At 64.7% G+C, this 25,343-nt stretch carries 24 protein-coding genes; 11 read left to right on the top strand and 13 right to left on the bottom strand.

The annotated features are described in order from the left end of the window. Nucleotides 1-9: 9 nt before the first annotated feature. Nucleotides 10-906, bottom strand: coding sequence for a cation diffusion facilitator family transporter (locus CIMIT_RS05185; protein ID WP_038594133.1), 897 nt, complete (start codon nt 904-906; stop codon nt 10-12). 275 nt (nt 907-1,181) lie between these two features. Between CIMIT_RS05185 and CIMIT_RS05180 the strand changes: the two genes are divergently transcribed. Beyond that, nucleotides 1,182-1,703 (top strand): hypothetical protein, encoded by a 522-nt coding sequence (locus CIMIT_RS05180; RefSeq protein ID WP_038590123.1) that lies wholly within the window; start codon nt 1,182-1,184, stop codon nt 1,701-1,703. 297 nt (nt 1,704-2,000) lie between these two features. Further along, nucleotides 2,001-2,684, top strand: coding sequence for an Ltp family lipoprotein (locus CIMIT_RS05175; protein WP_051904814.1), 684 nt, complete (start codon nt 2,001-2,003; stop codon nt 2,682-2,684). 120 nt (nt 2,685-2,804) lie between these two features. Here CIMIT_RS05175 and ilvC read toward each other — a convergent pair whose 3' ends face one another. From ilvC to CIMIT_RS05160, 3 genes are all read right to left on the bottom strand, one after another. After that, on the bottom strand, nt 2,805-3,818 hold the full coding sequence (ilvC, locus tag CIMIT_RS05170) for a ketol-acid reductoisomerase (RefSeq protein ID WP_038590119.1): 1,014 nt from the start codon (nt 3,816-3,818) through the stop codon (nt 2,805-2,807). A 101-nt stretch (nt 3,819-3,919) separates the two neighbouring features. Then, the gene (gene ilvN / locus CIMIT_RS05165; protein WP_038590115.1) at nt 3,920-4,441 is read right to left on the bottom strand and encodes an acetolactate synthase small subunit; all 522 of its coding nucleotides are present in this window, start codon (nt 4,439-4,441) and stop codon (nt 3,920-3,922) included. Continuing rightward, nucleotides 4,442-6,250 carry an acetolactate synthase large subunit gene (locus CIMIT_RS05160; RefSeq protein ID WP_231910365.1) on the bottom strand — a complete coding sequence of 603 codons (1,809 nt, stop codon included), beginning with the start codon at nt 6,248-6,250 and terminating at the stop codon, nt 4,442-4,444. Nucleotides 6,251-6,616: 366 nt separating this feature from the next. On the opposite strand from CIMIT_RS05160, the gene CIMIT_RS05155 reads away from it, so the two are divergent. The 4 genes from CIMIT_RS05155 to ilvD all read left to right on the top strand — a co-directional run bounded on the left by CIMIT_RS05155 (nt 6,617) and on the right by ilvD (nt 11,606). Then, nucleotides 6,617-7,996, top strand: a complete 1,380-nt coding sequence (locus tag CIMIT_RS05155) for a mechanosensitive ion channel family protein (RefSeq protein WP_038590109.1) — start codon at nt 6,617-6,619, stop codon at nt 7,994-7,996. 98 nt (nt 7,997-8,094) lie between these two features. Continuing rightward, nucleotides 8,095-9,159, top strand: a complete 1,065-nt coding sequence (locus CIMIT_RS05150; protein WP_038590106.1) for an HNH endonuclease signature motif containing protein — start codon at nt 8,095-8,097, stop codon at nt 9,157-9,159. Between the two features lie 65 nt (nt 9,160-9,224). Further along, nucleotides 9,225-9,755, top strand: a complete 531-nt coding sequence (locus CIMIT_RS05145; RefSeq protein WP_038594127.1) for a PH domain-containing protein — start codon at nt 9,225-9,227, stop codon at nt 9,753-9,755. A gap of 12 nt (nt 9,756-9,767) precedes the next feature. Then, entirely contained in the window at nt 9,768-11,606 is a 1,839-nt protein-coding gene (ilvD, locus tag CIMIT_RS05140; RefSeq protein WP_038590103.1) for a dihydroxy-acid dehydratase, read from the top strand. Here ilvD and CIMIT_RS05135 read toward each other — a convergent pair. After that, nucleotides 11,603-12,364 (bottom strand): DoxX family protein, encoded by a 762-nt coding sequence (locus CIMIT_RS05135; RefSeq protein WP_038590100.1) that lies wholly within the window; start codon nt 12,362-12,364, stop codon nt 11,603-11,605. The two genes, ilvD and CIMIT_RS05135, sit on opposite strands and share 4 nt — an antisense overlap. 105 nt (nt 12,365-12,469) lie before the next feature. Here CIMIT_RS05135 and CIMIT_RS05130 point away from each other — a divergent pair, with 105 nt between their 5' ends. Next, on the top strand, nt 12,470-13,531 hold the full coding sequence (locus CIMIT_RS05130) for a glutathione S-transferase family protein (RefSeq protein WP_038590097.1): 1,062 nt from the start codon (nt 12,470-12,472) through the stop codon (nt 13,529-13,531). Here the strand turns inward: CIMIT_RS05130 and CIMIT_RS05125 are convergent. Continuing rightward, nucleotides 13,528-14,010, bottom strand: coding sequence for a GNAT family N-acetyltransferase (locus CIMIT_RS05125; protein ID WP_038590094.1), 483 nt, complete (start codon nt 14,008-14,010; stop codon nt 13,528-13,530). The genes CIMIT_RS05130 and CIMIT_RS05125 overlap by 4 nt on opposite strands. A gap of 267 nt (nt 14,011-14,277) precedes the next feature. Here CIMIT_RS05125 and CIMIT_RS05120 point away from each other — a divergent pair, with 267 nt between their 5' ends. Beyond that, nucleotides 14,278-15,690, top strand: a complete 1,413-nt coding sequence (locus tag CIMIT_RS05120) for a YkvI family membrane protein (RefSeq protein WP_038590091.1) — start codon at nt 14,278-14,280, stop codon at nt 15,688-15,690. 54 nt (nt 15,691-15,744) lie between these two features. Here the strand turns inward: CIMIT_RS05120 and gatB are convergent, their stop codons facing one another. From gatB to CIMIT_RS05085, 7 genes are all read right to left on the bottom strand, one after another. After that, the gene (gene gatB, locus CIMIT_RS05115) at nt 15,745-17,244 is read right to left on the bottom strand and encodes an Asp-tRNA(Asn)/Glu-tRNA(Gln) amidotransferase subunit GatB (protein WP_038590088.1); all 1,500 of its coding nucleotides are present in this window, start codon (nt 17,242-17,244) and stop codon (nt 15,745-15,747) included. Nucleotides 17,245-17,254: 10 nt separating this feature from the next. Next, on the bottom strand, nt 17,255-17,773 hold the full coding sequence (locus tag CIMIT_RS05110; RefSeq protein WP_038590085.1) for a mismatch-specific DNA-glycosylase: 519 nt from the start codon (nt 17,771-17,773) through the stop codon (nt 17,255-17,257). Then, nucleotides 17,774-18,805 (bottom strand): 6-phosphofructokinase, encoded by a 1,032-nt coding sequence (locus CIMIT_RS05105; protein WP_038590082.1) that lies wholly within the window; start codon nt 18,803-18,805, stop codon nt 17,774-17,776. A gap of 43 nt (nt 18,806-18,848) precedes the next feature. Then, nucleotides 18,849-20,168, bottom strand: coding sequence for an MFS transporter (locus CIMIT_RS05100; RefSeq protein WP_231910351.1), 1,320 nt, complete (start codon nt 20,166-20,168; stop codon nt 18,849-18,851). Beyond that, on the bottom strand, nt 20,143-21,633 hold the full coding sequence (gene gatA, locus CIMIT_RS05095; RefSeq protein ID WP_038590079.1) for an Asp-tRNA(Asn)/Glu-tRNA(Gln) amidotransferase subunit GatA: 1,491 nt from the start codon (nt 21,631-21,633) through the stop codon (nt 20,143-20,145). Before gatA ends, CIMIT_RS05100 begins: the two co-directional genes overlap by 26 nt. Further along, entirely contained in the window at nt 21,634-21,936 is a 303-nt protein-coding gene (gene gatC / locus CIMIT_RS05090) for an Asp-tRNA(Asn)/Glu-tRNA(Gln) amidotransferase subunit GatC (RefSeq protein WP_038590076.1), read from the bottom strand. It lies immediately after the preceding gene. A gap of 81 nt (nt 21,937-22,017) precedes the next feature. After that, nucleotides 22,018-23,256 carry a cytochrome P450 gene (locus tag CIMIT_RS05085; protein ID WP_038590073.1) on the bottom strand — a complete coding sequence of 413 codons (1,239 nt, stop codon included), beginning with the start codon at nt 23,254-23,256 and terminating at the stop codon, nt 22,018-22,020. 88 nt (nt 23,257-23,344) lie between these two features. On the opposite strand from CIMIT_RS05085, the gene CIMIT_RS05080 reads away from it, so the two are divergent. From CIMIT_RS05080 to CIMIT_RS05070, 3 genes are read left to right on the top strand one after another with little or no spacing between them, the layout of a single operon-like run. Beyond that, the gene (locus CIMIT_RS05080) at nt 23,345-24,028 is read left to right on the top strand and encodes an ACT domain-containing protein (RefSeq protein ID WP_038590071.1); all 684 of its coding nucleotides are present in this window, start codon (nt 23,345-23,347) and stop codon (nt 24,026-24,028) included. 39 nt (nt 24,029-24,067) lie between these two features. Continuing rightward, entirely contained in the window at nt 24,068-25,084 is a 1,017-nt protein-coding gene (locus tag CIMIT_RS05075) for a serine hydrolase domain-containing protein (RefSeq protein ID WP_038590068.1), read from the top strand. Then, on the top strand, nt 25,081-25,326 hold the full coding sequence (locus CIMIT_RS05070) for a hypothetical protein (RefSeq protein ID WP_038590063.1): 246 nt from the start codon (nt 25,081-25,083) through the stop codon (nt 25,324-25,326). The genes CIMIT_RS05075 and CIMIT_RS05070 overlap by 4 nt, the downstream gene beginning before the upstream one ends. Nucleotides 25,327-25,343 lie beyond the last annotated feature (17 nt).

Raw genomic sequence — 25,343 nt, 5'->3', positions numbered from 1 at the left:
AGAACAGAATCAGCAAACCGTCTCGTGGGATTCGTGCTCCGGCTGCTCGATCTGGATGGTGGAGTGCTCAATGCCGTGTTCGCGCAGGGCGTGCTGGGCCGCATCCAGCAGCGGGCCGGTGCCGACGGTGCCGTCGCGGACAATGTGCACGGTCGCCAGCACGCTGACGCCGTCCAGACTCCACAGGTGCAGGTCGTGAATGTCGGCGACGCCGTCGACCTGCCGAAGCGCGGGCTCTACCACGCTGACGTCGAAGCCCTCTGGGACCTGCTCGAGCAGCACGCTCACCGACAGCCGCATGAGCTGCCACGCACGCGGCAGCACCATCGCCGCAATCACCAGGGAAGCGATCACGTCCGCCGCCACGAACCCGGTGGTCAGCACCACGATGCCGGCCACGATCACCGCCACCGAGCCGAGCATATCGACCAGCACGTGCAAGAACGCCCCCTCGACGTTGATCGACGACTCGCGGTGCCGGTTCAGCACCCACGCCGACGCCGCGTTCGCCACCAGGCCAATTACCGCGATGACCAGCATCGTTGTGCCCTGCACCTCAGCCGGGCTCTGCAGGCGGCGCACCGCCTCGACGACAATCCACACCGAGATCGCCAACACCATCACCGCGTTCGCCAGCGCCGCAAGCACCTCCACCCGCCGGTAGCCGTACGTAGCCTGGGCCGATGCTTGTCGACGCCCAACCAACACCGCGATCACCGCAATGATCAACCCCGCGGCGTCGGAAAGCATGTGCATCGCATCGGCCATCAGCGCCATCGAGCCAGCCAACCAGCCGCCGATCAGCTCCGCGAAGAACACGGTGCCGGTAATCGTCAGTGCGATCGCAAGTGCGCGCAGCGGCGTGCTGGAGTGGTCGTGATCGTGGTGGTGATGCTCGTGTGCCATGTCTTGCTCGTGTGCCATGTCTTGCTCGTGTGCCATGTCTTGCTCGTGTGCCATGTCTTGCTCGTGTGCCATGTCTTGCTCGTGTGCCATGTCTTGCTCGTGTGCCATGTCTTGCTCGTGTGCCATGTCTTGCTCGTGTGCCATGTCTTAAGCGTACGACCCGCCCGCGTTATTGACAATTAAATGAAAACGGGTGCCAGCGGGCGGATTCGGACACGCTCGGGCGACCTTTGTTACGGTAGGAGGTTGAACTACTCAAGCGAAAGGACACACCTATGAACACTTCCCAGCCGAACCCGAACGACCCGAAGCGCGGCGCGCACGAAACCGACGAGACCAAGGTGATGCCGGCGAGCGCCGCAGAGCAGACCGCGGGCTCCACCGCAGTAACCGCCGAGGAGACCGAAGCTGCCGCCGGCGGCAACGGCGGCGGCTGGTGGAAGTGGCTGCTGGGCATCCTGGTCGCGCTTCTGCTCGTCTGGCTGCTGCTCGGCCTCTTCAACGGCGACAGCGACGACGAAGGTGACGCGGCAGTGACCGAGACCTCCACCGTCGCCACCGAGACCAGCCAGGAGACCGTCACGGTGGGTGCCACCGAAGGCGCTGAGGGTGCCGCCGAGGAAGGCGAGCCCGCAGAAGCACCGGCTGCGACCGAAGACGCAGAGGGCACTGAGAACGCCGAGGACGCTGAGGGAACGGACCTGACCGAGCAGGCGGGCGAGGCGCTCGAGGACGCCACCGACGCCGTCGGCGACGCGGCAGATGACGCAACCGACGCAATCACCGGCGAGAACTAAGCCGCCGAGCGACCGAATCGCTATATATCCCCTACAGCCGCCCCTGGACCCTCACTTTTGTGACGGCCCAGGGGCGGCTTACTCACCTCCAGGGGAATATCAACCAGTACCCATGTTGGGATCACTGGCCAGTTGATTCCTCCAGAAGCGCTAAACCAACCGATATGCATCCAATACAGACTAAATACAGCTAAAGTACAGTGGATATGAGACAATCTCCAATGTGCAATTCTTCTCGAATTGCCTGTCTTTGTTTCCTGTCGCCTTTGGCCGACAACTACATAAAAGGATGCACCTGTGAGCACCGCTTTCCCAGGCTCTGAAAACCAGCAGCCTCAGAATCCGTATGACACGACGTCTTCTTCCGATAAGCACTTGACCGTTCCGGACGAGAAAAAGAAGGGAGGCTGCTTAAAATGGGGAGGAATTGGGCTCGGTGTAGTCATTCTTCTCGCTATTGTCGGCTCTTGCGGCGGTGAAGAGACCCCGGATAACGGCACAGTTATGAGTTCCAGCCCCGCCGAAAAGAGTGAAGATTCCGTAGCACCAAACGAGGACGCAGCAGAGAATACGAATTCTGATACCGAAGCGTCCGATGGAAATGATGCCGTTGCAGACCACACCCCACCGTCGGCAGAGACTCAAAAGGACGATTCCGAAAAGCCCCAAGACGTACCCCGCGAATACAAAAATGCGCTCCGTTCTGCCCAGACGTATACAAAAATGTCGGGCTTTTCCTACGATGGTCTCTACGAACAGCTAACTAGCGAATATGGTGAAGGCTATCCTGCAGAAGCTGCGCAGTATGCACTTGACAATCTAGATGTGGACTGGAACGAGCAGGCACTTAAATCCGCAAAGAACTACCAAGAGATAATGCCTATGTCCGATAGCCAGCTGTTCGACCAACTCACTTCTGACTACGGAGAAAAGTTCACACCCGAACAAGCTCAGTACGCCATCGACCACCTCGACGACTAGCATCCAGCCTCGGTCTTCGACGACTGAGCCCGATCAGCACCTCAACAGCCTCTGGATTTAACATACGAACGGGCCGCCACAAGGAAAACCTCGTGGCGGCCCTTCTGTTGTGCAGGAAGACTAGGCAGTCTCGTTGAGCGGGTTCTTCACCCAGCTCATCATGTCCCGCAGCTGCGCACCGGTCTTCTCGATCGGGTGCTCCGCAACCTTGGCGCGCAGGCCCTCGAGCTCCTTGTTGCCACCCTCGACGTTGGCGACCAGGCGCTTGGTGAACTCGCCGGACTGGATGTCCTTGAGGATGTCGCGCATGCGGTCCTTGGCACCCTCGTCGATGACGCGCGGGCCGGAGAGGTAGCCGCCGAACTCCGCGGTGTCGGACACGGAGTAGTTCATGTTGGCGAGGCCGCCTTCGTAGATCAGGTCGACGATGAGCTTGATCTCGTGCAGGCACTCGAAGTAGGCCATCTCCGGCTCGTAACCGGCCTCGGTGAGCACCTCAAAGCCCTTCATGATCAGGTCTTCCAGGCCACCGCAGAGCACTGCCTGCTCGCCGAAGAGGTCGGTGACGGTCTCGGCCTCGAAGGTGGTCGGGATGACGCCGGCGCGGGCACCACCGATGGCAGCGGCATAGGACAGGGCGAGGTCGCGGCCGTTGCCCTGAGGGTCCTGCTCGATGGCGATCAGGCAGGGCACACCCTTGCCGTCAACGTAGGTGCGGCGCACCAGGTGGCCCGGGCCCTTCGGCGCGACCATGCCGATGGTGACGGTCTCGGCCGGCTCGATCAGCTTAAAGTGGATGTTCAGGCCGTGGCCGAAGAAGAGGGCGTCGCCGTCGTTCAGGTTCGGCTCGATGTCGTTGCGGAAGATCTCTGCCTGGGAGGTGTCCGGTGCCAGCAGCATGATCACGTCGGCCCACTTGGCGGCCTCGGCGTTGGTCTTGACCTCAAAGCCGGCTTCCTTCGCCTTCGCTGCGGACTTGGAGCCTTCGCGCAGGCCGACGACGACCTCTACTCCGGACTCACGCAAGTTTTGCGCGTGGGCGTGGCCCTGGGAGCCGTAGCCGATGACGGCGACCTTCTTGCCCTGGATGATGGACAGGTCTGCGTCGTTGTCGTAAAACACGTCAATAGCCATGAGTGGAACACTCACCTTTCCTATTCTATGAGACAGCTATTTCATATTATGGCACAAGTGCCGTGGGCTGTGGGGAAAACGCGGCGTCGAAAAGCGATTGCTTAGTTCTTCGAAGGAGCCATCGTCTTCGGCCCGCGATTGAGCGCGAGATTGCCGGAGCGCGCCAACTCCTTGATGCCGAACGTATCCATGAGCTCGAGGAAAGCCTTGAGCTTGTCGGAGGAACCAGTGGCCTCGATGACCACCGACTCCGGCGACACGTCCACGATGCGGGCGCGGAAAATATTCGCCGCGTCCACCACCTGCGGGCGGTTCTGGTTCGTCGTGGCGACCTTCACCAGAAGCAGCTGGCGCGCGATCATCGAGTCGTTCTCCAGCCGCCACACCTTGATCACCTGGACTAGCTTGTGCAGCTGCTTGGTGATCTGCTCGATGGCGTACTCGGTGGCGTCCACCACGATGGTCAGGCGGTTAATCCCCTCGGTCTCCGTCTTCGCGGACACCAGCGACACCAGGTTGTAGCCGCGGCGGGTAAACAGCGCCGTCACGCGGGTGATAATGCCGTCGACGTCCTGCACCAGCACCGAAAGCGTATTGCGGGTAATGGGTTCTTGCTGTGGCATTTACTTTTCCTCCTGTGCGGGCTGGTTGTCGAGCGCATCGATGGTTTCGCTAATCGCCTCCGGGGTCTCGCCCGCAGATTCTTCCATGTCGAAGAACGGGCGCATGCCGAGTGCGTACTGCATGTCCGAGTTGGAGGCACCGGCCGCGATCATCGGCCACACCTGCGCGTTCTCGCCGACGATGAACTCGACGACGACCGGGCGATCATTGATCTCGCGCGCCTTCTTAATCGCGGGCACGACCTCTTCCTCCTTCGTCACGCGGATCGCCTCCGCGCCGAGCGCCTCAGACAGCTTGACGAAGTCCGGCACGTAGACCTCCTCCCCACCGAGCTTGGTGTGGGAGTAGTGGCCGTCGTAAAACAGCGTCTGCCACTGGCGCACCATGCCGAGGTTGCCGTTATTAATCAGCGCGACCTTGATCGGGAAGCCCTCCATCGCGGCGGTGGTCAGCTCCTGGTTGGTCATCTGGAAGCAGCCGTCGCCGTCGATCGCCCAGACCTCCTTGTCCGGGCAGCCAGCCTTCGCGCCGAGCGCCGCCGGGATGGAAAAGCCCATGGTGCCCAGGCCGCCGGAGTTGATCCAGTGCCTCGGCTTGTCAAAGTCAAGGAACTGTGCCGACCACATCTGGTGCTGGCCCACGCCCGAGACATAAATCGCGTCTTGGCCCACCGTCTTCGACAGCGTCTCAATGACAAACTGCGGCGAGAGCTTGCCGTCGGGCTGCGGGTCGTAGCCGCGAGGGAAGCGCTCTTTGAGCGAGTTCAGGCGCGCGATCCAGCTGCTTATCGACGGCGGCGCATTCCTCTTCTCGTCCCGGAACGCCTCCGTCAACTGGGCCAGGACTCGCTTGGCGTCGCCGACGATCGGCACGTCTGCTTCGCGGATCTTGCCGACTTCCGCCGGGTCGATATCGGCGTGGATCGTCTTCGCGTGCGGGGCGAACGTGGAGGTATCGCCGGTAACGCGGTCGTCGAAACGCGTGCCGATCGCGATGAGCAGGTCGGACTCCTGCAACGCGCCGACCGCGGGCACCGAGCCGTGCATGCCCGGCATACCCATATACAGAGGGTGCGACTGCGGGAAGGCGCCGAGCGCCATCAGGGTGGTCACCACCGGCACGCCGGTACGCTCGGCGAACGCGAGCAGCTCCTCGTGCGCGCCAGCCTTGACCACGCCACCACCGATGTAGAGCACCGGGCGCTTCGACGCCGCGATCATCTTCGCCGCCTGCGCAATCTGGCGGTTGTGCGGCTTCACGTTCGGTTTGTAGCCGGGCAGATCGACCTCCGGCGGCCAGGAAAACTCGAACTCCGCGGCCTGGATGTCCTTCGGGATGTCCACCAGCACCGGGCCGGGGCGGCCCGTGGTGGCCAGGTGGTGCGCAGCAGCGATAGCGCGCGGAATGTCCTCGACGTCAGTGACCATGACGTTGTGCTTCGTAATCGGCATGGTGATACCGCGGATATCGGCCTCCTGGAAGGCGTCCGTACCGATCAGCGGCGAACCGACCTGGCCTGTGAGCGCGATCATCGGCACCGAGTCCAGGTAGGCATCCGCGATCGCGGTGACCAGGTTGGTCGCGCCCGGGCCGGAGGTTGCCAGGCAGACGCCGACCTCGCCGGAGGCCACGGCGTAGCCTTCGGCGGCGTGACCTGCGCCCTGCTCGTGGCGCACGAGGACGTGGCGTAGCTTCTTGGCGGCAAAGAGTGCGTCGTAAAGCGGGAGCACCGCGCCGCCCGGCAGCCCGAAGACGACCCGGGTTCCTAGTTCCTCGAGGCTCCGCACTACCGCGTCAGCGCCTGTCATACGTTCCGGCGCGATCGGTTGCGAGTTCTTTGTCGGGGGCTCCTGTGAGGCTGCCACGATTCCAAGCTCCTTGGGTGAAAAATGTCGGTCAGAAGTGTCGATCAAAACAAAAGCCCCCGAATCAGCACGGTAGGTGCTGTCGAGGGCGCTTGTTGTCAGCGGCGTAGGAAAACGAACCCGCTACGGCAAGCGCCGCGTGGGAATTCGTACTACTAGTCGCTGGTTGATCATGTGGCTTACCTTACACAACCGTGCAGTCGTGAGGGGCAATTTCACTGATTAAAATTCATATCCCACTCTTCGGGGCGTTTTGGCAGGGTTTTCACGGTCTGCTCCGGCGGCACGAGGACTACACTCGGCAGAACTATGCCCTTCAAGTACATCCTCATCGAGTTGTGGCACTGGATCGCCGAAACTGGCATCAACCTCGCACTTCTCCTGGCCGCCGCGCTGCTGGTGCCCCGCGCGGGCAGATTTATCAACCGCTACTTCGAGCGCCAAGTCACGCGTGCAGGCACCGCCGACGAAGGCAAGACGCGCCTCGCGCTCGTCGGCGCGGGCGTCTACATCGGCGAGATCATCGCCTACTTCCTCCTGCTCCTCTTCGCCCTGCAGCAGATCGGGTTCTCGCTCGCCGGGGCGGCGATCCCCGCGACCGTCGTCTCGGCCGCGATCGGTTTCGGCGCGCAAAACATCATCGCGGACTTCCTCGCCGGCTTCTTCATCCTCACAGAGAAGCAGTACGGCGTCGGCGACTACGTCACCTTCCAGGGCAACGGCATCGACGTCTCCGGCGACGTGATCCAGCTAACCATGCGCGCCACCCAGATCCGCACCATCGAGCAGGCAACGATCTCCATCCCCAACTCCACCGCGCGCGTGTGCATCAACCAGTCCAATAGCTGGTCGAACGCGCTGGTGGTCATCCCCGTGCCGCTCCTCGGTTCCTCCTCCGCCGAAGAGGTAGTTGCCCGCTCCGAGCGCGCCACCCGGAAGGCGCTCGCCGCCCCGGAGATCGCGCCGAAAGTGCAGGCCGACCTCCAGGTTCACCCGGCGGTGGACATCCACCCGCCCGCCACCGTCGGCTCACCATGGACCGTGGACATGCGATTCATGGTCAAGGTCGAGCCCTTGAGCCAATGGATGGTCGAGCGCGCCATCCGGCTGGCCATCCTCAACGAGTTCTGGGAGGAATACGGCTCCGCCGCGACTATCGACGGCACGCTCAACTCCTCCCCCGCCGACCCCGCAGCCACGGCGGTGGCCCCGGCCGTACACCTCAGCCCCAACCCGGAGGAAGACCCCGCCGCCGAACCCCCGACGCGAACCTTGGAACCCGAGGATGAAGAAGACACCGAGTCCTCCAGCCCGAAGGGCCTCCTCGACGGGCTCATGCGAGTGTCCACGTTTGCCCTGCTCGTGGTGTTCGCGGTGCTGCTGCTGATCCGCGGCTTCATGGTCCAGCCCGGCGAGGACAGCGAGGCCAACAGCGGTTTCCTCGCGCCGCCGGCCCGCTCCAGCACCTCCGTTACGGAGTCCGCCGTGGCACCGAGCTACGTGCCCGAGGAACCCACCTACGCCACCGAGCCCACGTACTCCAGCGCGGTGACAACGCAGTTTTCGACGCCTTCTCCGGCGTCTTCCGCCGTCCCGACGACGGAGGTGCCACCCTCCACCGAGGCCACTCCGCAGAGCGTGGAGACCCAGCCCACCGAATCTGTCGCTGAAAACACCGAACCCTATTAGACGCACGTTTTGGGGCTTCGGTTCCCTTTTGGGCCGAAAGTGGAATACTTCTCACATTTGCTTGTTTGTGCTGGTCGTGGGTGTTTATTGTGGGTGGCATGAACCTCGTAGACGCACTGATCGCCCAGGACCGCGCCGGCATCGCCATCGTTGCCGACGCGGCTTCGGCGAGCGTCTCCGAGCTGGTCGCCCGTGGCATGGACCGCGACCGCGCCGAACAGCTCTCGCTCGCCGCCGAGGTGTTCTACGGGTCGGTGCGCAACACGAAGGCGCAGGCCGCCTGTGTCGCGGCGGCGCGGGAGAATGCGCACCGCCTGGAAACCTTGGCCTATATCGCACGGTCGTCGCGGTCGCTGGACTCGGATAAAGACCGGTGGCACTACCGCCAGCGTTTGTGCGAAACCGAAGGCGATCTGCGCACCGTGGTCAAACGCGCGAAAGCCTTGAAGAAGGAACTCAACCCGCCCGCACCGCGTGCGCCGAAAGCGTCGGTGACTTTCCACGACAAAGGGTGGTCGACCGTGCACATCACCGGGCGCACCACGGATATCCTGCCGGTGTACCGGGCGGCGAAAGACGACCCGCAGGCGTGGCTGAGGGACACACGCACGGGTGGCGATGCGGCGATTACTACCGTGTTGAACATGGACATCGGCGACTTTGTCCAGTGGCGCATGTGCGACGACGGCGAGGTCGAAGTCCAGCTGACCAACGGCGAGTGGCTGCGCGGTGCAGAGCTGGTCAACCGGAAGCTGCACACGGCCGGGTACATCGCGCTGATCTCGGCAACGGACGGGCCGGTCAACCTCTACCCGGTGAAATTTGAGCGCCACGCCACCCGCGAGCTGCGCGCCCTAATGAGCGCGGATGGTGCCACCTGCGCGTGGGCTGGCTGCAACCAGCCGGCGGATTTTTCCGAGGCGCACCACATCCAAGAGTGGTCTAAAGGCGGGGCGACCGAGATTGAGAATATGTGCTGTTTGTGCACCTACCACAACCGGCAAAACGGCAGGCCAAACCGGGGCCGGATGCAGCGGGTCGGCGGCCAGATCATGTGGCAAAGCCCGAAAGGCTACCTCACGCCCCGCGGCATAAAACACACTGAGCCTGCACGAAGACACGCCCGAGCCGCGCACATCCCAGCAACAGGACCGCCGGAGTAGTGGGTCGTCGATAAGCGCCAGCCCCCTGGCGCTCACTGGCATGCCCTTTGACTAGCATGTTGGGCATGACTGCACAGCCGGATGATCAGCAGAAGATTTTTAGGCCGTCCCGAGAGCACATCGTGGGGGTTGTCCTCATGGTCGGCATCGCGCTGATCGGCATTTCCTGGGCGCCGCTGATGCTCGGCTGGCTTCTGCTGTTCCCACTGGCGTGGATTGTGTGGGTGCTGTGCGCCTCGACAACCGTGGACGAGCGCGGCATCAGCCTGCGCTACGTCGCGCGCCCCAACACGCGCATCGAGTGGGACGACCTCGAAGGCATCGGCTTCAAGGGTGCCCGCGCGCTCGCCACAACCAAGGGCGGTAAGGAATACATGATGCCGGGCGTGTCTTTTAATTCACTGCCCGATCTCGCCGAGGCTTCGCGCGGCCGCATCACTGACGTGATCACCGGTGCGCAGGAAGCTGCCGACGGCAAGTACGAGATCATCGATAAGGACAATCACCACGTTTTGCTCTCGCGCGAGGAGTACGAGGAGTACCTTCAAGAGCACCCGGATACGCCGGGCCCGCGCCCCACGACCGACAACATATAAAAGGAGCACCCGTTGATTCCCCTCCGCTCACGAGTTACCACCGTTGGCCGCCAAGCCGCTGGTGCCCGCGCCCTGTGGCGCGCGACGGGCACCGGCGAGCACGAGTTTGGCAAGCCGATCGTGGCGATTGTGAACTCGTACACGCAGTTCGTGCCGGGCCACGTCCACCTGAAGAACGTCGGCGACATCGTCGCGGACGCGGTGCGCAAGGCCGGCGGCGTGCCGAAGGAGTTCAACACGATCGCCGTGGACGACGGCATTGCGATGGGCCACTCCGGCATGCTGTACTCGCTGCCCAGCCGCGAGATCATCGCGGACTCGGTGGAGTACATGGTCAACGCACACACGGTCGACGCAATGGTGTGCATCTCCAATTGCGACAAGATCACCCCGGGCATGCTCAACGCCGCAATGCGCCTGAACATCCCCGCGGTCTTCGTCTCCGGCGGCCCGATGGAGGCCGGTAAAGCCTTCGCGGTTGACGGCGTGACCAAGCCGAAGTCGGATCTTATCGACGCCATCGCACTCTCCGCCAACGACGCCGTGACCGACGAGCAGCTCGACGACATCGCCAACAACGCCTGCCCCACCTGCGGGTCCTGCTCCGGCATGTTCACCGCCAACTCGATGAACTGCCTGACCGAGGCGCTGGGCCTGTCGCTGCCGGGCAACGGCACGACGCTCGCCACCCACACCGCCCGCCGCACGCTGTTCACGCAGGCCGGCGAGCACATTGTGAAGATGTGCGAGCGCTACTACGGCGAGGGCGACGAGTCCGTGCTGCCGCGCAGCATCGCCACCAAACATGCGTTCCGCAACGCAATGGCGCTGGACATGGCGATGGGCGGGTCCACCAACACGATCCTGCACATCCTCGCCGCCGCGCAGGAGGGCGAGGTCGACTTCGACTTGCACGACATCGACGAGCTCTCGCACGTCATCCCCTGCCTGTCCAAGGTCGCGCCGAACGGCGAGGCGCACGTCGAGGACGTCCACCGCGCTGGCGGCATCCCCGCCATCCTCGGCGAGCTGCACCGCGGGGGCCTATTGCTTGACGACGTCCACTCGGTCGCCTACCCCAGCCTCGACGAATGGCTCAACGACTGGGATATCCGCGGCGAAAACCCGCGCGCAGAAGCCATTGAGCTCTACCACGCGGCACCGGGCGGCACCCGCACCACGGAGGCGTTTTCCCAGTCGGCGCGCTGGGAGTCCCTCGATACGGATAGCGCGAACGGCGTCATCCACGACGTGGAGCACCCGATCACCTCCGACGGCGGCCTGGTCGTTTTGCGCGGCAACCTCGCCCCGGACGGCGCGATCCTGAAAACCGCGGGCGTGGAAGAGGGCCTGTGGGAGTTCAGTGGCCCCGCCCGCGTGGTGGATTCGCAGGAGCAGGCCGTCTCCATGATCCTCAACCGCGAGGTGCTCGAAGGCGAGGTCGTGGTGATCCGCTACGAGGGCCCCGCCGGCGGTCCGGGCATGCAGGAGATGCTGCACCCGACGTCCTTCCTCAAGGGCGCCGGCCTGGGCAAGAAGTGCGCGCTGATTACCGACGGCCGCTTCTCCGGCGGCACCTCCGGCCTGTCCATCGGCCACATCTCCCCCGAGGCTGCACACGGCGGGCTCATCGGCCTGATCGAAAACGGCGACACGATCGCTATTTCGGTGGCGAATCGTGAGCTGAAGCTGGATGTGCCGGAGGCGGAGTTGGCGCGGCGTCGAGAAGCAATGGAGGCCTCGGAGCACCCGTGGACGCCGAACCGGGTCCGCGAGGTGTCGAAGGCGTTGCGCGCGTACGCGAAGATGGCGACCAGCGCCGACAAGGGCGCGGTCCGCCAGGTCGACTAGCTCAGCGGGTTCACGCCGGTGCCGAACCACCACACGGCGCCGGCGATAACCAGGCCGAGCAGCGCGCACGCCCAGGCCCAGCCGAGCGGGCGGCGGGTCCAGGCGCGTTTCGCGTCAACGCCGTAGAAGCCGGGGCCGGTGAACTGCAGCCCGAGCGCAAGCCCGAAGAGCACGATCGGCAGCCACACGTTGGCGTCCCACGCGAAGGCGTTCCAACTGTCGGCGCCGTCGACGATGCCGTGCAGCGCCATAAAACCAGTGACCACCACGGACACGAGCGAGGCGATCGGCGCGAGCAGCCCGAGCACGAGGAACACGCCCGCGGTCAGCTGCAGCACCGGCACGACCACGGAAAGTCCGCTGGCGTAGGTGTAGGCGTCGAAGGCGTCGCGCAGCGCGCCGATCCCTTCGGAGCCGCCGAGTCGGAACAGCGTGGTCAACGACTCGAGGATCAGGAAACCGCCGAGCAGCAGGCGCAGCAACAGCAGCCCGAAATCCATGGTGCCGCGCTTCGCGGGCGGCTCAACGGGGACCGGCTCGGGCTCGGGTTGTGCGAGGCTCACGGTCTCGGTGGGGGTTTCCGGCATGACCTCGGTCGGTGCCGCCTTGCCGGTGAGCGTCGCGGGCTCTTCGCTTCTCGACGCCCCCACCGCCGTAGATCCGCCAGCCGCGTCCTTATCGCCGAGCGGGGCGTACGGCAGTCCGTCGATCGGGTCGAAGTCCTCAGGGGTGACGTCGCGTGCGTTGTTCTTGTCCATGCTTGTAAATCTATGCCACGCGCTCTGCCGCAGCTGGCAATGTCCTCGGCGCGCCCCAACAAAACTTGGTTGACACGTCACCGTCTGGTGGGGATACTCGTTCCCATGAGCCCTCAACCAGCACGCAACGCCTCCCCGGACGGCGAGTTCGTCCGCGACACCACCTACATCGACGACCACTTCAGTGCTGATCTTGCCCCAGGCAGCGACCCGCAGCCGGCCGAAAACGGCAGCTACGCCTGGCCCGTCGAGGCGGAGCGCTACCGCCTCATGGCGGCGCGCGCCTGCCCGTGGGCCCACCGCGCCATCATCGTCCGCCGGCTTCTAGGGCTGGAGGACGCGATCTCGCTCGGCCTCGCCGGCCCTACCCACGACGCCCGCTCGTGGACCTTCGACCTCGACCCGAACGGCAAGGACCCGGAGACGGGCCTGCACTTCCTCAAAGACGCCTACGAGGCGCGCTTTCCGGGCTATCCGCGGGGGATTACGGTGCCGGTGGTCGTCGAGAAGCGAACGCGCGCGGCGGTGACCAACGACTTCCACCGCATCCCCATCGACTTCCAAGACGCCTGGCGCGAACACCACCGCGACGGCGCACCCGACCTCTACCCGCTTAAGCTGCGCGCGGAGATCGACGAGGTCACGGACCGGATCTACCGCCACGTCAACAACGGCGTCTACCGCGCGGGCTTCGCTGGCTCGCAGGACGCCTACGACGAGGCCTACGCCGACCTGTGGGAGCACATGGACTGGCTGGAAGACCACCTCGGGCGGCACCGCTTTTTGGTCGGCGAGCACATCACACTTGCCGACATCTACCTCTACCCCACCCTCATCCGCTTCGACCCCGTCTACGTCGGGCACTTCAAGGCCTCACGCAACCGCATCGCGCAGATGCCCAACCTGCGTGGGTACCTCCAGGAGCTCTTCCAGCTCCCCGGTTTCGGCGACACGACCGACTTTCAGGAGATCAAGGAGCACTATTACATCACGCACGCGGAGATCAACCCGACCGGCGTCGTCCCTGCCGGGCCCGACATGCGCTGGCTTATCGACGCCCACCAGCGCGACCGGCTCCCCGGCGCTCCCTTCGCCGACGGCGTGACCCCGCCGCGGCCAGTCCGCGCGGGCGAAGAGGTCAAACACCCCGCGCCCTTCCAGCGCTAGTCGCGGGTGCTGCCGAGAACGCGCAGTGCGTCGCCATCGAGGCGCATCGTGGACCACTCGCCCATGTCACCGGCGCCCATGGCCTCGTAGAAGCCGATCGACGGCGTGTTCCACTTCAGCACGGTCCACTCGACGCGTCGGTAGTCGTTGTCGACGGCGATGCGTGCGAGCTCCTGCAGCAGCGCGGTTCCAAGGCCCTTGCCGCGGTGTTCTTCGCGGACGTAAAGGTCTTCGAGCCAGATGCCGTGGCGACCCTCCCAAGTGGAGTAGCTTAAGAACCACAGAGCCATGCCCTCGAGTACGCCGTCGTTGTCTGCAACCAGGGCGAAGACGCTCGGGTTCTCGCCGAAAAGGTGGGTGCGCACGTCCTCTTCGGTAGAGGTGACGGAGTCTGGTTCCTTCTCATAGAGGGCGAGCTCTTTGATCATCTCGTAGATGACGGGGGTGTCAGCCTCTACGGCTTCGCGAATCTTGGTCATGGGAGCAAAGTCTAAAGGACGGCGGGCGAAAGCCACACATTCGGACATCGACTATCACAAACTCATAACGTTTTCCTGGGTGGAAAAATGCAAAACTGACGCGAGCCTGGGTTCGCGCGGGGGTGGATACGCTGGTGTTTCACTCGGTCGCGAGCGCAAAAATGCCCCGTACTCACGCACAATACCTATTCGCAGGCCGTGCGGCGCTTTGTTACCATCGGCCTCTGTTCATTTTCTTAGATTATCGAAACACCAAGGATTAACGTTATGCGACAAACAATAAAAGTGGCGATGGCGCTCGTCGGCCTCTTGGTCGGCGCGGGCTTCGCCTCCGGCCAGGAGGTCATCCAGTACTTCCTGTCGTTTGGCTACATCGGCATCGTCGGTGCGGTCATCGCCGGCACCATCATCTTCGTAGTGGGCACCACGATCTTCCAGCTCGGCTCCTACTACCTTGCCGACGACCACTCGGCGGTGTTCAACCGCGTCTCCAGCCCAATCGTGTCCAAGTACATGGACTACGCCACGATGTTCAGCCTCTTCGCGTTCGGCTTTGTCATGGTTGCCGGCGCAGGGTCGAACCTGAACCAGCAGTTCGGGTTCGCCCCGTGGATTGGCGCCACCATCATGACCGTGTTCTTGGTGCTCTCCGGGTTCTTGGACGTCGACCGCATCACCGACGTCATCTCTGTCATCACACCGTTCCTCATCGTGGCGATCATCGTCGCCTTCGGCATCACGATCATGCACATGCCGGACAGTCTGAACGAGATGAACGAGATCGCACTGCAGCAGTCGCCTGCCGACGGCGTGTTTAATAGCTGGCTGCTCGCTGCGGTCAACTACGGCACCCTGGTCAACATCATGGCGGTGTCCATGATGCTCGTCATCGCTGGTTCGCAGATGAACCCGCGCACCGCTGGCGTCGGCGGCCTGCTCGGCGGCCTCATCTTCGCCATCCTGCTGGTCATCTTGAACTTCATCTTGTTCTTCAACATGGACAAGGTCGCCGGCGCGGACATGCCGCTGCTGGCTGTGTTCGACTCGATGCACCCGACCGTTGGCGTGATCGTGTCGATCATCATCTACATGATGATCTACAACACTGCGGTTGGCATGTTCTACGCCATGGCGCGCCGCCTGACCCACAAGCACCCGGAACGCTTCCGCCCCGTGTACTTCACTGTCGTGGGCATCGGCTTCCTGCTTTCCTTCGTCGGATTCGCCGACCTGATCAGCTGGGTCTACCCGTTCATCGGCTACCTGGGCATCATCCTGACGATTGCGATCCTTATCGGCTGGTTCCGCGACCGCAGCAACATCAAGGAAGAGACGCAGCGCCGCGAGCGCCTCGCCGAGCTGGCCGAAACCGCGCTCGACCCGACCGAGGATCGCCTTTCTGCCAAGCAGCGCAAGGAGGTCGAATCCCTCGTCGCCGAGTCGCACGTCGAGGACGCGAACTTGTGGCACTCCGTCCAGGAGGAGGTCGCAGCCGACCTCGACGCCGACAACGACAGCGAGTTCAACCTCGAGGACGCTCCGTCCCTCGACCCCGAGCACGCTGATTACAGCGGCTCGCCGGAATCCGACGGCGAAGGCATCGACTGGGACGCCTACAAAGAGGTCTACGAGACCGGTAGCTTCCCCGCAGTCAAGCCCGAGGATAAGTCGGCCAAGTAGAGGCACATAAAAAGAGGCGCTCCCGAATAACGGGGGCGCCTCTTTTTGGCGTCGCTAAGCGAGCTTCTGGGCGATCATCTTGTTGACCTCACCCGGGTCGGCCTTGCCCTGGGTCGCCTTCATCACCGCGCCGACAATTGCGCCGGTGACCTTCTTGTTGCCCGCCCGGTACTTCTCCACGATGTCCGGGTTGGCAGCAAGCGCCTCGTCGATGGCCTTCTCGATCGCGCCATCATCGCGCACAACCTCGAGCCCACGGGCGGCGACGACCTCGTCCACGCGGCCCTCACCCGCGATCACGCCGTCGATGGCCTGGCGGCCCAGCTTGGTGGTCAGCTTGCCTTCCTTGACCAGCTCCACCACGCGGGCGACGTCCGTCGGCTCGACGCCGAGTGCGTCGAGTTCCTTGCCCGCCTCGTTCGCCTTTGCCTGGATGTAGGAGACCCACCAGGCGCGCGCCTCGTCCGGCGTGGTGCCGGCCTCGACGGTGTCCACCACCAGATCGAGCGCGCCCGCGTTGACCAGGTCGCGGAACTCCTTCTCCGGCAGCTGCCACTCCTCCTGGATGCGCGCGCGGCGCACCCACGGCAGCTCCGGCAGCGTCTGGCGGATCTCCTCGACCCACTCCGGCTTCGCGATCACCGGCGGCAAGTCCGGGTCGTTGAAGTAGCGGTACTCGCTCGCCTCCTCCTTCGGACGGCCCTTCGAGGTGGAGCCGTCCTTTTCCTGGTAGTGGCGGGTCTCCTGGACGATCTCCTCGCCGTTTTCCAGCGCGGCGGCCTGACGCTGCATCTCGAAGCGGACGGCCTGCTCGACCGACTTCAGTGAGTTGATGTTCTTCGTCTCGGTACGGGTGCCGAATTCGTCCTGCCCGATCGGGCGCAGCGACACGTTGGCGTCGCAGCGCATCGAGCCCTGGTCCATGCGCGCGTCGGAGACGCCCAGCGCCTTGACCAGCTCGCGCAGTGCGCCGACATACGCCTTAGCCACCTCGGGCGCGCGCTCGCCGGCGCCGATGATCGGCTTGGTCACAATCTCGATCAGCGGCACGCCCGCGCGGTTGCAGTCCACCAGCGAGGCAGTCGCGCCGGTGATGCGCCCCGACGTCGAGCCGAGGTGCGTCAGCTTGCCGGTGTCCTCCTCCATATGAGCGCGCTCGATCTCGACGCGCCACTCGGTGCCGTCCTCGAGCTGCACGTCGAGGTAGCCGTCGTAGGCAATCGGCTCGTCGTACTGCGAGATCTGGTAGTTCTTCGGCTGGTCCGGGTAAAAGTAGTTCTTGCGCGCGAACCGGGAGCTCTCGGCAATCTTGCAGTTCAGCGCCAGGCCGATCTTGATCGCCCACTCGACGCCCTTCGCGTTGACCACCGGCAGTGCGCCCGGCAGGCCGAGCGAAACCGGGTCGATGTTCGTGTTCGGCGCGGCACCGAAGTGCGCGGAAGACGTGGAGAACATCTTCGTCTCCGTCGCAAGCTCCACGTGCACCTCGAGGCCCATCACGGGGTCGTACTTTTCCAGTACTTCGTCGTAATCCATCAAGTCGTAGGCAGTCATGCGCTCTATCCTACTTCCCGACGCTCGCCTCCCACACCTCGCGGTAACTTTCCGCCAGCGTGTCGACCGTTTCGTGCGCGTTGAGCCCGCTCGGGTTGCCCACCACCCACACAGGCACGCCAGCAAGGAGCTCCGGTTGCAGCCCGCGGGTGGCGCCAGGCTTGCGGTACGCGTCGCGGTAGGCACCGATGCCCACCACCATTACCGCGCGAGGCTTATGCTTTTCGACGCACACCCGCACCCTTTCTCCGCCAGCAACAAGCTCCTCGCGCTTCAGGTCCGCGGCGCGCGGCGTCATGCGGTCGACGAAGTTCGTAAAGCCGATGCCCAGCTCGGCGAGCATCGCCGCGTCTTCCTCCGAAATCCCGCCCGTCGCGTCGACGCGGTACGGGGTGATGCCCGCGCGTTCAAAGGCGGGCCAGAAACGGTTGCCGGGATGTGCGAAGGGGGCGTCGTGGGCGTAGCTCAAGCGACCGGGGTTGATCCCGACCACCAGCAGGCGGCAGGGATCGGTGATCCGGTCGCGCATTTAGCCGAACATCGCCTTGGCGGTGGTGTAGCGGTGCTCCGGCACGGTCTTCAGCTGCGCGATCGCGGACTCAAGCGGGACGAGCTCGATGTTCTCGCCGTGCAGAGCCACGCATGTGTCGAAGTTGTTGTTGTGCGCCGCGCGCGCCGCGTGCACGCCATAGCGTGTGGCCAGCACGCGGTCGTAGGCTGTCGGTGTGCCGCCGCGCTGGATGTGGCCCAGCACGGTGGTGCGCACGTCGTAGCCCAGGCGCTTCTTGATCTCGTCGGCGACGATCTGGCCCATGCCGTTGAAGGTGATGTGGCCGAACTCGTCTTCCTCGCCCAGGCCTCCGTCCATGGTGCCTTCTTTCGGGATGGCCCCCTCGGCGACGACGACGATGCCGTACTTCTCCCCCATCTGGAAGCGCCGTTCCATCGCCTTGCAGATATCGGCAATGTCGAAGGGTTCCTCCGGGATGACGGTGTAGTGCGCGCCGCCGGCCATGCCCGCGTGCAGGGCGATCCAGCCGACGTGGCGGCCCATCACCTCGACGATGAGGATGCGGTTGTGCGATTCCGCAGTCGTGTGCAGCCGGTCGATCGCGTCGGTGGCCACGGACACAGCGGTGTCGAAGCCGAATGTGTAGTCGGTCGCCGCAACGTCGTTGTCAATTGTTTTCGGCACGCCGACCACGGGAATCCCGTTGTCGGAGAGCCACTTCGCGCCCTTGAGGGTGCCCTCGCCGCCGATGGCGATCAACGCATCGACCTCCGCGTCGGCCAGGTTCTCTTTGATCGTGTCCAGCCCAGCCTTGAACTTGTCCGGGTGGAGGCGGCCGGTGCCTAAGATAGTGCCGCCGCGCAGCAGGATCGAGTCAATGAAGGCGTCGTCGTACAGGTCGACGCGGCGGTCTTCCATGAGGCCGACCCAGCCGTCCTGGTAGCCGACTACGGTGGAGCCGTACTCGGCGCTGGCAGTGCGGACAATTCCACGGATGACGGCGTTCAAGCCTGGGCAGTCGCCGCCGGAAGTCAGTGTCGCAAGTCGCATACCGTCCACCCTAGCGCGTTCGCCGCCGCGAGGCCGAGCCAGCTCACCCGACGTCGCGGCGCAGGGCTAACGAGCTCGCTGCGCCGATAAGCATCGCCGTGAGCGGCAGCAGCATCGCGACGTGCGCGGTCTGCTCGATGTCGCCGCGCACAAGCACCGCACCCACGAGCGCGACGCCGAGCACGCTGCCGACCTGGCGCACGGTGTTGTAGAGCCCGGAGGCGGCACCGGTTTCGTGCTCAGGGATGCCGCGCATGGTCACCGCCGCATTCGGTGCCCAGACGAACGCACCGCCGATGCCCAGTAGCGAGGTCACGGCAGTGAACCACCACACGCCCGCCCCCATGTGGATCAGCGCGATAGCGAGTGCCAGCCCGGCCGCGGAAATGCTGAAGCCAGCGGCGCAGAGCTTGCCCGGGTTGCGCCGGTCCGTCAGGTACCCGGCGACCGGGGTCAGCACCAACGCGAACACTGACATAGGCGCGGTGATCGCGCCGGATGCGGTCGGTGAGGCACCAGCGACGGTCTGCAGCCAGTACATCAGCGGGATGAACATCGACGCCACGCTAAAGCCCATCGCGGCGACGCCCAGGGCTCCTAGCGCGAAGGAGCGATGCAGTATGAGCTCTACGGGCAGAAATCCGTTGTCGGTGCCGTTGCGGGCTGAGCGCACCAGCACGCCGATTAGCAGCGCGCCGAAGAAGATCGAGGGCCACTGCCCGAACTGGATGCCGTAAACCAGCAGCCCAAGGCCGCCGAAGGAAAGCAGCACAGGCAGCAGGGCGACCCGCTCGCCGCTGCGCGGCAGTCGCGGCAGCGCGATCAGTCCGGCGATCAGCGCCACCGCCCCAAGTGCCGCCTGGGCAAAAAACGCCGCGCGCCAGCCGAGGCTGTCAGCTACTGTCCCGCCGACGACCGGGCCGATCAGGGACGCCACCGAGCCGATCACGCCCCACGCGGCGAACGCCCGCCCCTGTGTGTCCGACGAGAACACGCGCGGGATCAGCCCGAACGCCTGCGGCAAGAACGCCGCGGCACCCGCGCCCTGCAGGCCTCGCGCCACCATCAGAGACCCGAAGGACCAGGACACGCCCGCGAGCACCAGCGCGGCCACGTAAATGGCAAGGCCGATGAGGAACACGCCGCGTTGCCCGAAGGCGTCGCCGAGTTTGCCCGTCGCCGGCATCGGGGCCACCGTGCACAGCAGGTAGATGCTGGTGAGCCACACGGCGGAGCCTACGTCGAAAGGCAAAAGCGGCGTGATCACGGGCATGAAGCCCTGATCGATCAGGACAAGAAAATACCCCGCAGCCAGGGCTGCGAGGGTATTCCAGGGATTAACGGCCGGCTTCAAAAGCGGCACCGACGCGGTAGAGGCGCGCGTCCTCGAAGGCCGGGGCGATCAGCTGCAGGCCGACCGGCAGGCCGGTGTCCTCGGTGGTGCCCGCAGGCACGGACATGCCCGGCAGGCCGGCGAGGTTCAGCGGCAGGGTGAACAGGTCGAAGTTGTACATCGCCAGCGGGTCGTCGACCTTCTCCCCGATCTTGAAGGCGGTCGAGGGCACGGTCGGGCCCGCGAGCACGTCAACCTGCTCGAAGGCGCGGGCGAAATCCTGCGCGATCAGGGTGCGCACGCGCTGGGCCTGCAGGTAGTAGGCGTCGAAGTAGCCCACCGAGAGCGCGTAGGTGCCGAGGATGATGCGGCGCTTGACCTCGTCGCCGAAGCCTGCGCCGCGGGTGGCGGCCATGACCTGCTCAGCAGAGTGCTTGCCATCGTCGCCGGCGCGCAGGCCGTAGCGCATGCCGTCGAAGCGCGCGAGGTTCGAGGAGACCTCGGACATCTGGATGATGTAGTAGGCGCCCATCACGTCGTCGAAGCGCGGGCAGTCGACCTCCACGATCTCCGCGCCTTGGGCCTCGAGCTGGGCAAACGCTGCGTCGATGCGCGCGTTGACGCCGTCTTGGGTGCCCGGGCGGGCGAACTGCTTGATGCGGCCGATCCTCACGCCGTTGAGGTCGCCGGATGCGCCCTCGCGGGCGGCGTCGGCAAGCGAGCCCACGGGGCGATCAACGCTGGTGGCGTCGAACTCGTCGTGGCCGCCGATGATCTCGTGTAGCAGAGCCGTATCCAGCACCGTGTTGGCGCACGGGCCGACCTGGTCCAGGGAGGAGGCGCACGCCACGACGCCGTAGCGAGACACGCCGCCGTAGGTCGGCTTCACCCCGACGGTGCCGGTCAGCGACGCCGGCTGACGAATCGAGCCGCCGGTGTCGGTGCCGATGCCCAGCGGTGCCTGGCCCGCTGCGAGCGCTGCCGCGGTGCCGCCGCCAGAGCCGCCCGGCACGCGCTCAATGTCGTGCGGGTTGCGGGTGACCTTGTACGCGGAGTTCTCGGTGGAAGAGCCCATCGCGAACTCGTCGAGGTTGGTCTTGCCAAGAATCGGGATGCCCGCCTCGCGCAAGTGCTTCACGACGGTCGCGTCATACGGGCTCATGTAGCCCTCAAGCATCTTCGACGCAGCGGTCGTCGGCGCATCGGTGGTGACCAGGAGGTCCTTCAGCGCCAGCGGCACGCCAGCGAGCGCAGAAGCGGGTTCCTCGCCCGCCTTGACCTGCGCGTCGACGGCGTCTGCCGCAGCGAGCGCTTCCTCCGCGCCGACGTGGAGGAAGGCCCCGAGCGTCTCGTCGGTTTCCGCGATGCGGTCCAAAAAGGCCTGGGTGACCTCGCGGGAGGTGACCTCACCGGCCTGGATCATGCGGGCCAGCTCGTGGGCGGGCTTGGACACAAGGCCCTCCGCGGGAATGGTGTAGTTCGTCTGCTGGGTCATTTACTCGTCAGCCTCCCCCAGGATCTGCGGCACAACGAAGCGCTCCTCTTCCACCTCGGGCGCCTGGTCCAGCGCCTGTGCCTGCGTCAGTGTCTTCTTCTCCACGTCCGGGCGCATACCCGCATCGATGGAGTGCGGGTGGCTCATCGGCTCTACGCCCTCCGTGTCGACACTCTGCACCTTCGAGACAGCGTCGATGATCTGGTCGAGCTGTTGGGAAATCTGCTCGAGCTCGTCGTCCTGCAGCGCGATGCGGGCAAGCCGGGCGATGCGGGCGACCTCCTCGCGGGAAATCTCAGCCAAAACGGTTCCAATCTCTTGTGTACGTGGTTAATAAAACGACACTCATCTTACGTCACGGCGCTGAGGTAGCTGCGAGCGCCGCTACTCCCGCACTTTGAGATAGGTCGGCAGCTCGGCCCAACCCCCAACCGGGTAGGCCTCCCGGCGCGCTCCGCCCTCGTCGACCTGCGTCAGCTCGAAGACTGCGAGCAGTTCTTCGGTAAAGCACTTCAGCTCGAGCATGGACAGGTATTTGCCCGGGCAGGCGTGCGGGCCTGCGCACCAGACCAGGTTGGCGGCCGCGTTGCCGCTCTCCCCTGGCGCAAATGCGTCCGGCTCGCCGACCGCGTCTGGGTCACGGTTCGCGGCTGTCCAGTGGATGCGGACACGTTGGCCTTCTGGCAGCTCTACCCCGTCCAGGTTGACCGGGCAGGTGGTCACGCGCCGGTTGCTGACAAAGGGCGAGTCTTGGCGCAGAATCTCATCCGCGATCGCAGTGAACTCTTCGTGCGATACCCCGGCGTGTAGGCGGCGCCGCACCGGCTCGTTGCCGGCAAGCGCGTGGATCAACACGCCTATGCAGTAGGCCATCGAGCTTAAGTCCCCGGCGGTCCAGTTACGCAGTATGGAGACGAGCTCTTCGAATTCGAGGGGGCGACCGAGGCTTCTGTCGTTGACCAGTTGCTCGGTCACACTTGGTGCCGGGAAGGCGTGGTCTTTTCCGAGCAAGGGGGAAAGCGCGTCACGCGCTTGCGCGGTGCCGTCTGTGCCGGCCTTCAAGGGCTCGACCACTTCGCGGATCATGTCGTCGAAGGCCTCTGCAACCGCTGCGGTGCGCTCAATCTCGCCGGAGCGGGTCGCGGCGTTGTTGTCTGCTACCCATTCGATAAGGCGCGTTTCCATGTGCTCCGGCCACCCGAGCCACGCGAGCATGGCGCGCACCGCAAACGGCGCGCCGATGTCGGCGACCGCGTCGACGGGCTCTGTAAGTGAGATGCCTTCTGCCCTGCCGGCGCGAATATCGGCCGCTACGCTGCGAGCGGCTTTCCGAAACGCTGGTTCGAAGGGGTCGAGTGCCTCGGGGGTGAGGTAGGCGTCGATAAGCGAGCGAAATTGCTCGTGCTGCGCACCGTCGAGGCCGTTGGGCAGCTGCATGAAGCGGGACACCCCGGAGGAATAGTGGGCCGGATCCTCGGCGACGGCGCGGGCTTGCGCATTGCCAAGCACGACGACCTCGTCGCCGCTGCGCACAAGCCGGCGGTCTGCGGCGAGCTGGGTGTCGCCGTACGCGCGCGGGTCGGTATCGGCGGTTGGTGCGGATGGCAGGTTGTTCGCGTGCATGAGTTCGTTCCCTTCTTTCCGTTAAGATTCGCCAGCGTAACGCCCCTTTCGCGGACGAGTGTTCAGGCCGACTGATATAACTGGGTGCATGTCTTACCTTATTCGCGTTTCCCTTCCGGACGTCCCGGGCAGCCTCGGCGAGCTCGCGGAGGCGTTCGGCATGATCGACGCCAACATCCAGTCCGTGGACATTGTGGACACCGTGGCTGCGGCGGGATCAGAGGGAGCCGGCATGGTCACCGACGACATCGTCGTGGAACTGCCCACGGGCACGATGGTGGATACGCTGATTACCGCCGTCGCGTCCGTGCAGGGTGCCGAGGTGGATTCGATCCGGCCGTTTACCGGGCGCGTGGATCGGCGCGGCCAGATCCAGATGCTCTCCCGCATCGTGTCAGCCGCAGGTGACGAGCAGCGCGCGATGGAAGAGCTCGTCGGCGCGATCCCGCGTTCGATGACGTCTTCGTGGGCGGTGGCACTGCGCGAGACCGAGGACGGCTTGGTCAGGGTTGCGGCGTCGCAAGCCGCGCCGGAGGACGACGGCTCGCACCCCGAGATGGCGAACGTAGATAAGGCGCGCATCCTGCTGCCGGATGCTGACACGTGGGTCCCCGAGGCCTGGTGGCTGCTGGACACTGCCCTGTCTATCACCCGCCTGCCAGGTACCGACCTGGTGCTCGTGGTCGGGCGCGTCGGCGGGCCGGACTTTTTGGCCTCCGAGGTCGCGCAGATCGGCGACCTCGGCAGCATTATTGGCGCGATCCTGAGCTAAATCTTGCCACAAGTCTAGCTTTTTGGAATTCTAGAATCCATGCAGAATTTCAAGTACGGTGCCCTCGGCGTCGGCACACTCGCGGCGCTCGTCACTGCTGCACTCATGCTGGGTTTCGGCCCTCGCCAGATCACCCTGGCCGAAGAACACAAAGGCAATGCGCAACTTGCCGCCGCCCTCGAACGCTTAGCCAGGGCGGAGCCGGGCCACCACACGCTCTCCGCACTGGTCTACGACCAAGGCGAGGTCACCTTCGGCGGGCTCGGGGCCGACGAGCACACCGAGTTCGAGATCGGCTCAATCACCAAGACGTTCAACGCGGAGCTCGTGCGCCAGCTTATCGACGAGGACGTGATCACCCTCGACACCACCGTCGGCGACATCCTCGGCGAATCCGGGACACCGATCGATACAGTGACCATCGAGGAGCTGCTCAACCACACCGCCGGGCTTGAGGCGATGGGCCCGCTTGGTATTGGCGACATTCTCTGGGCCAACCTCACCGAAGGCGGCAACGCGTACCGCAACGACTCCCCCGAAGACATCCTCGCCGCTGCGCCGGACATGGAGCTTAAGGACCGTGGCAAGGAAGCCTACTCCAACTACGGGCACGCGCTGCTCGGCCAGCTGCTAGCGCGCACGACTGACACGCCCTACGAGGAACTCGTGCGCACTCGGATCCTCGAGCCGGCGGGGATGAAGAATACGTACGTGGCGGGGCCAGGGGGCGTCGACAAGCAGCAGCTCGGGCGCGGCCTAGCCAGCAACGGGCGCGCGGCCGAACCCTGGGACATGAACGGCTGGGCACCGGCGGGCGCTATCCGCTCGACTGCGGCCGACATGGCGCGCTACATCGAATGGGTCGACGAGCACGGCCGACCCGACTACGGCTGGGCAACTCTCGACGAATACACCTTCCACAACGGCGGGACCGGCGGTTTTCGCACCATGCTCGTGTGGGACCCGGACAAGCCGCACCGCGCGGTCTACGTCGCCGGTGACACAGAAGCCTGGGTCGATGAGATCGGCATCGAACTGCTTAAGGAGGAAGAATGATCGCGTTCGTTGTTGTCTCCATCGCCCTGTTGGCGTGGGAAACAATCAAACTTACGCGGGGACCGAAGCGCCCCGGGCACGCGCTGCTCAGCGTGGTCCTCACCGCAGTTGTGGTGTGGTTGCTGACCAGTCCGTTGGACTTCAGCGCTGAGCTGCCGATTTTGCTGTGGTGGGCGATCGTAGCGTGGGCGTCGGTGCTTGTGGGCGTTGCCGCCGGGCGATTGGTATGTCGGCGTGTTTAGAATTCTCGAAAGAAGAC

Origin of the sequence: Corynebacterium imitans (assembly GCF_000739455.1) — a bacterium.
GTDB lineage: Bacteria > Actinomycetota > Actinomycetes > Mycobacteriales > Mycobacteriaceae > Corynebacterium > Corynebacterium imitans.
This window is presented reverse-complemented; position numbering and strand designations above follow the sequence as displayed.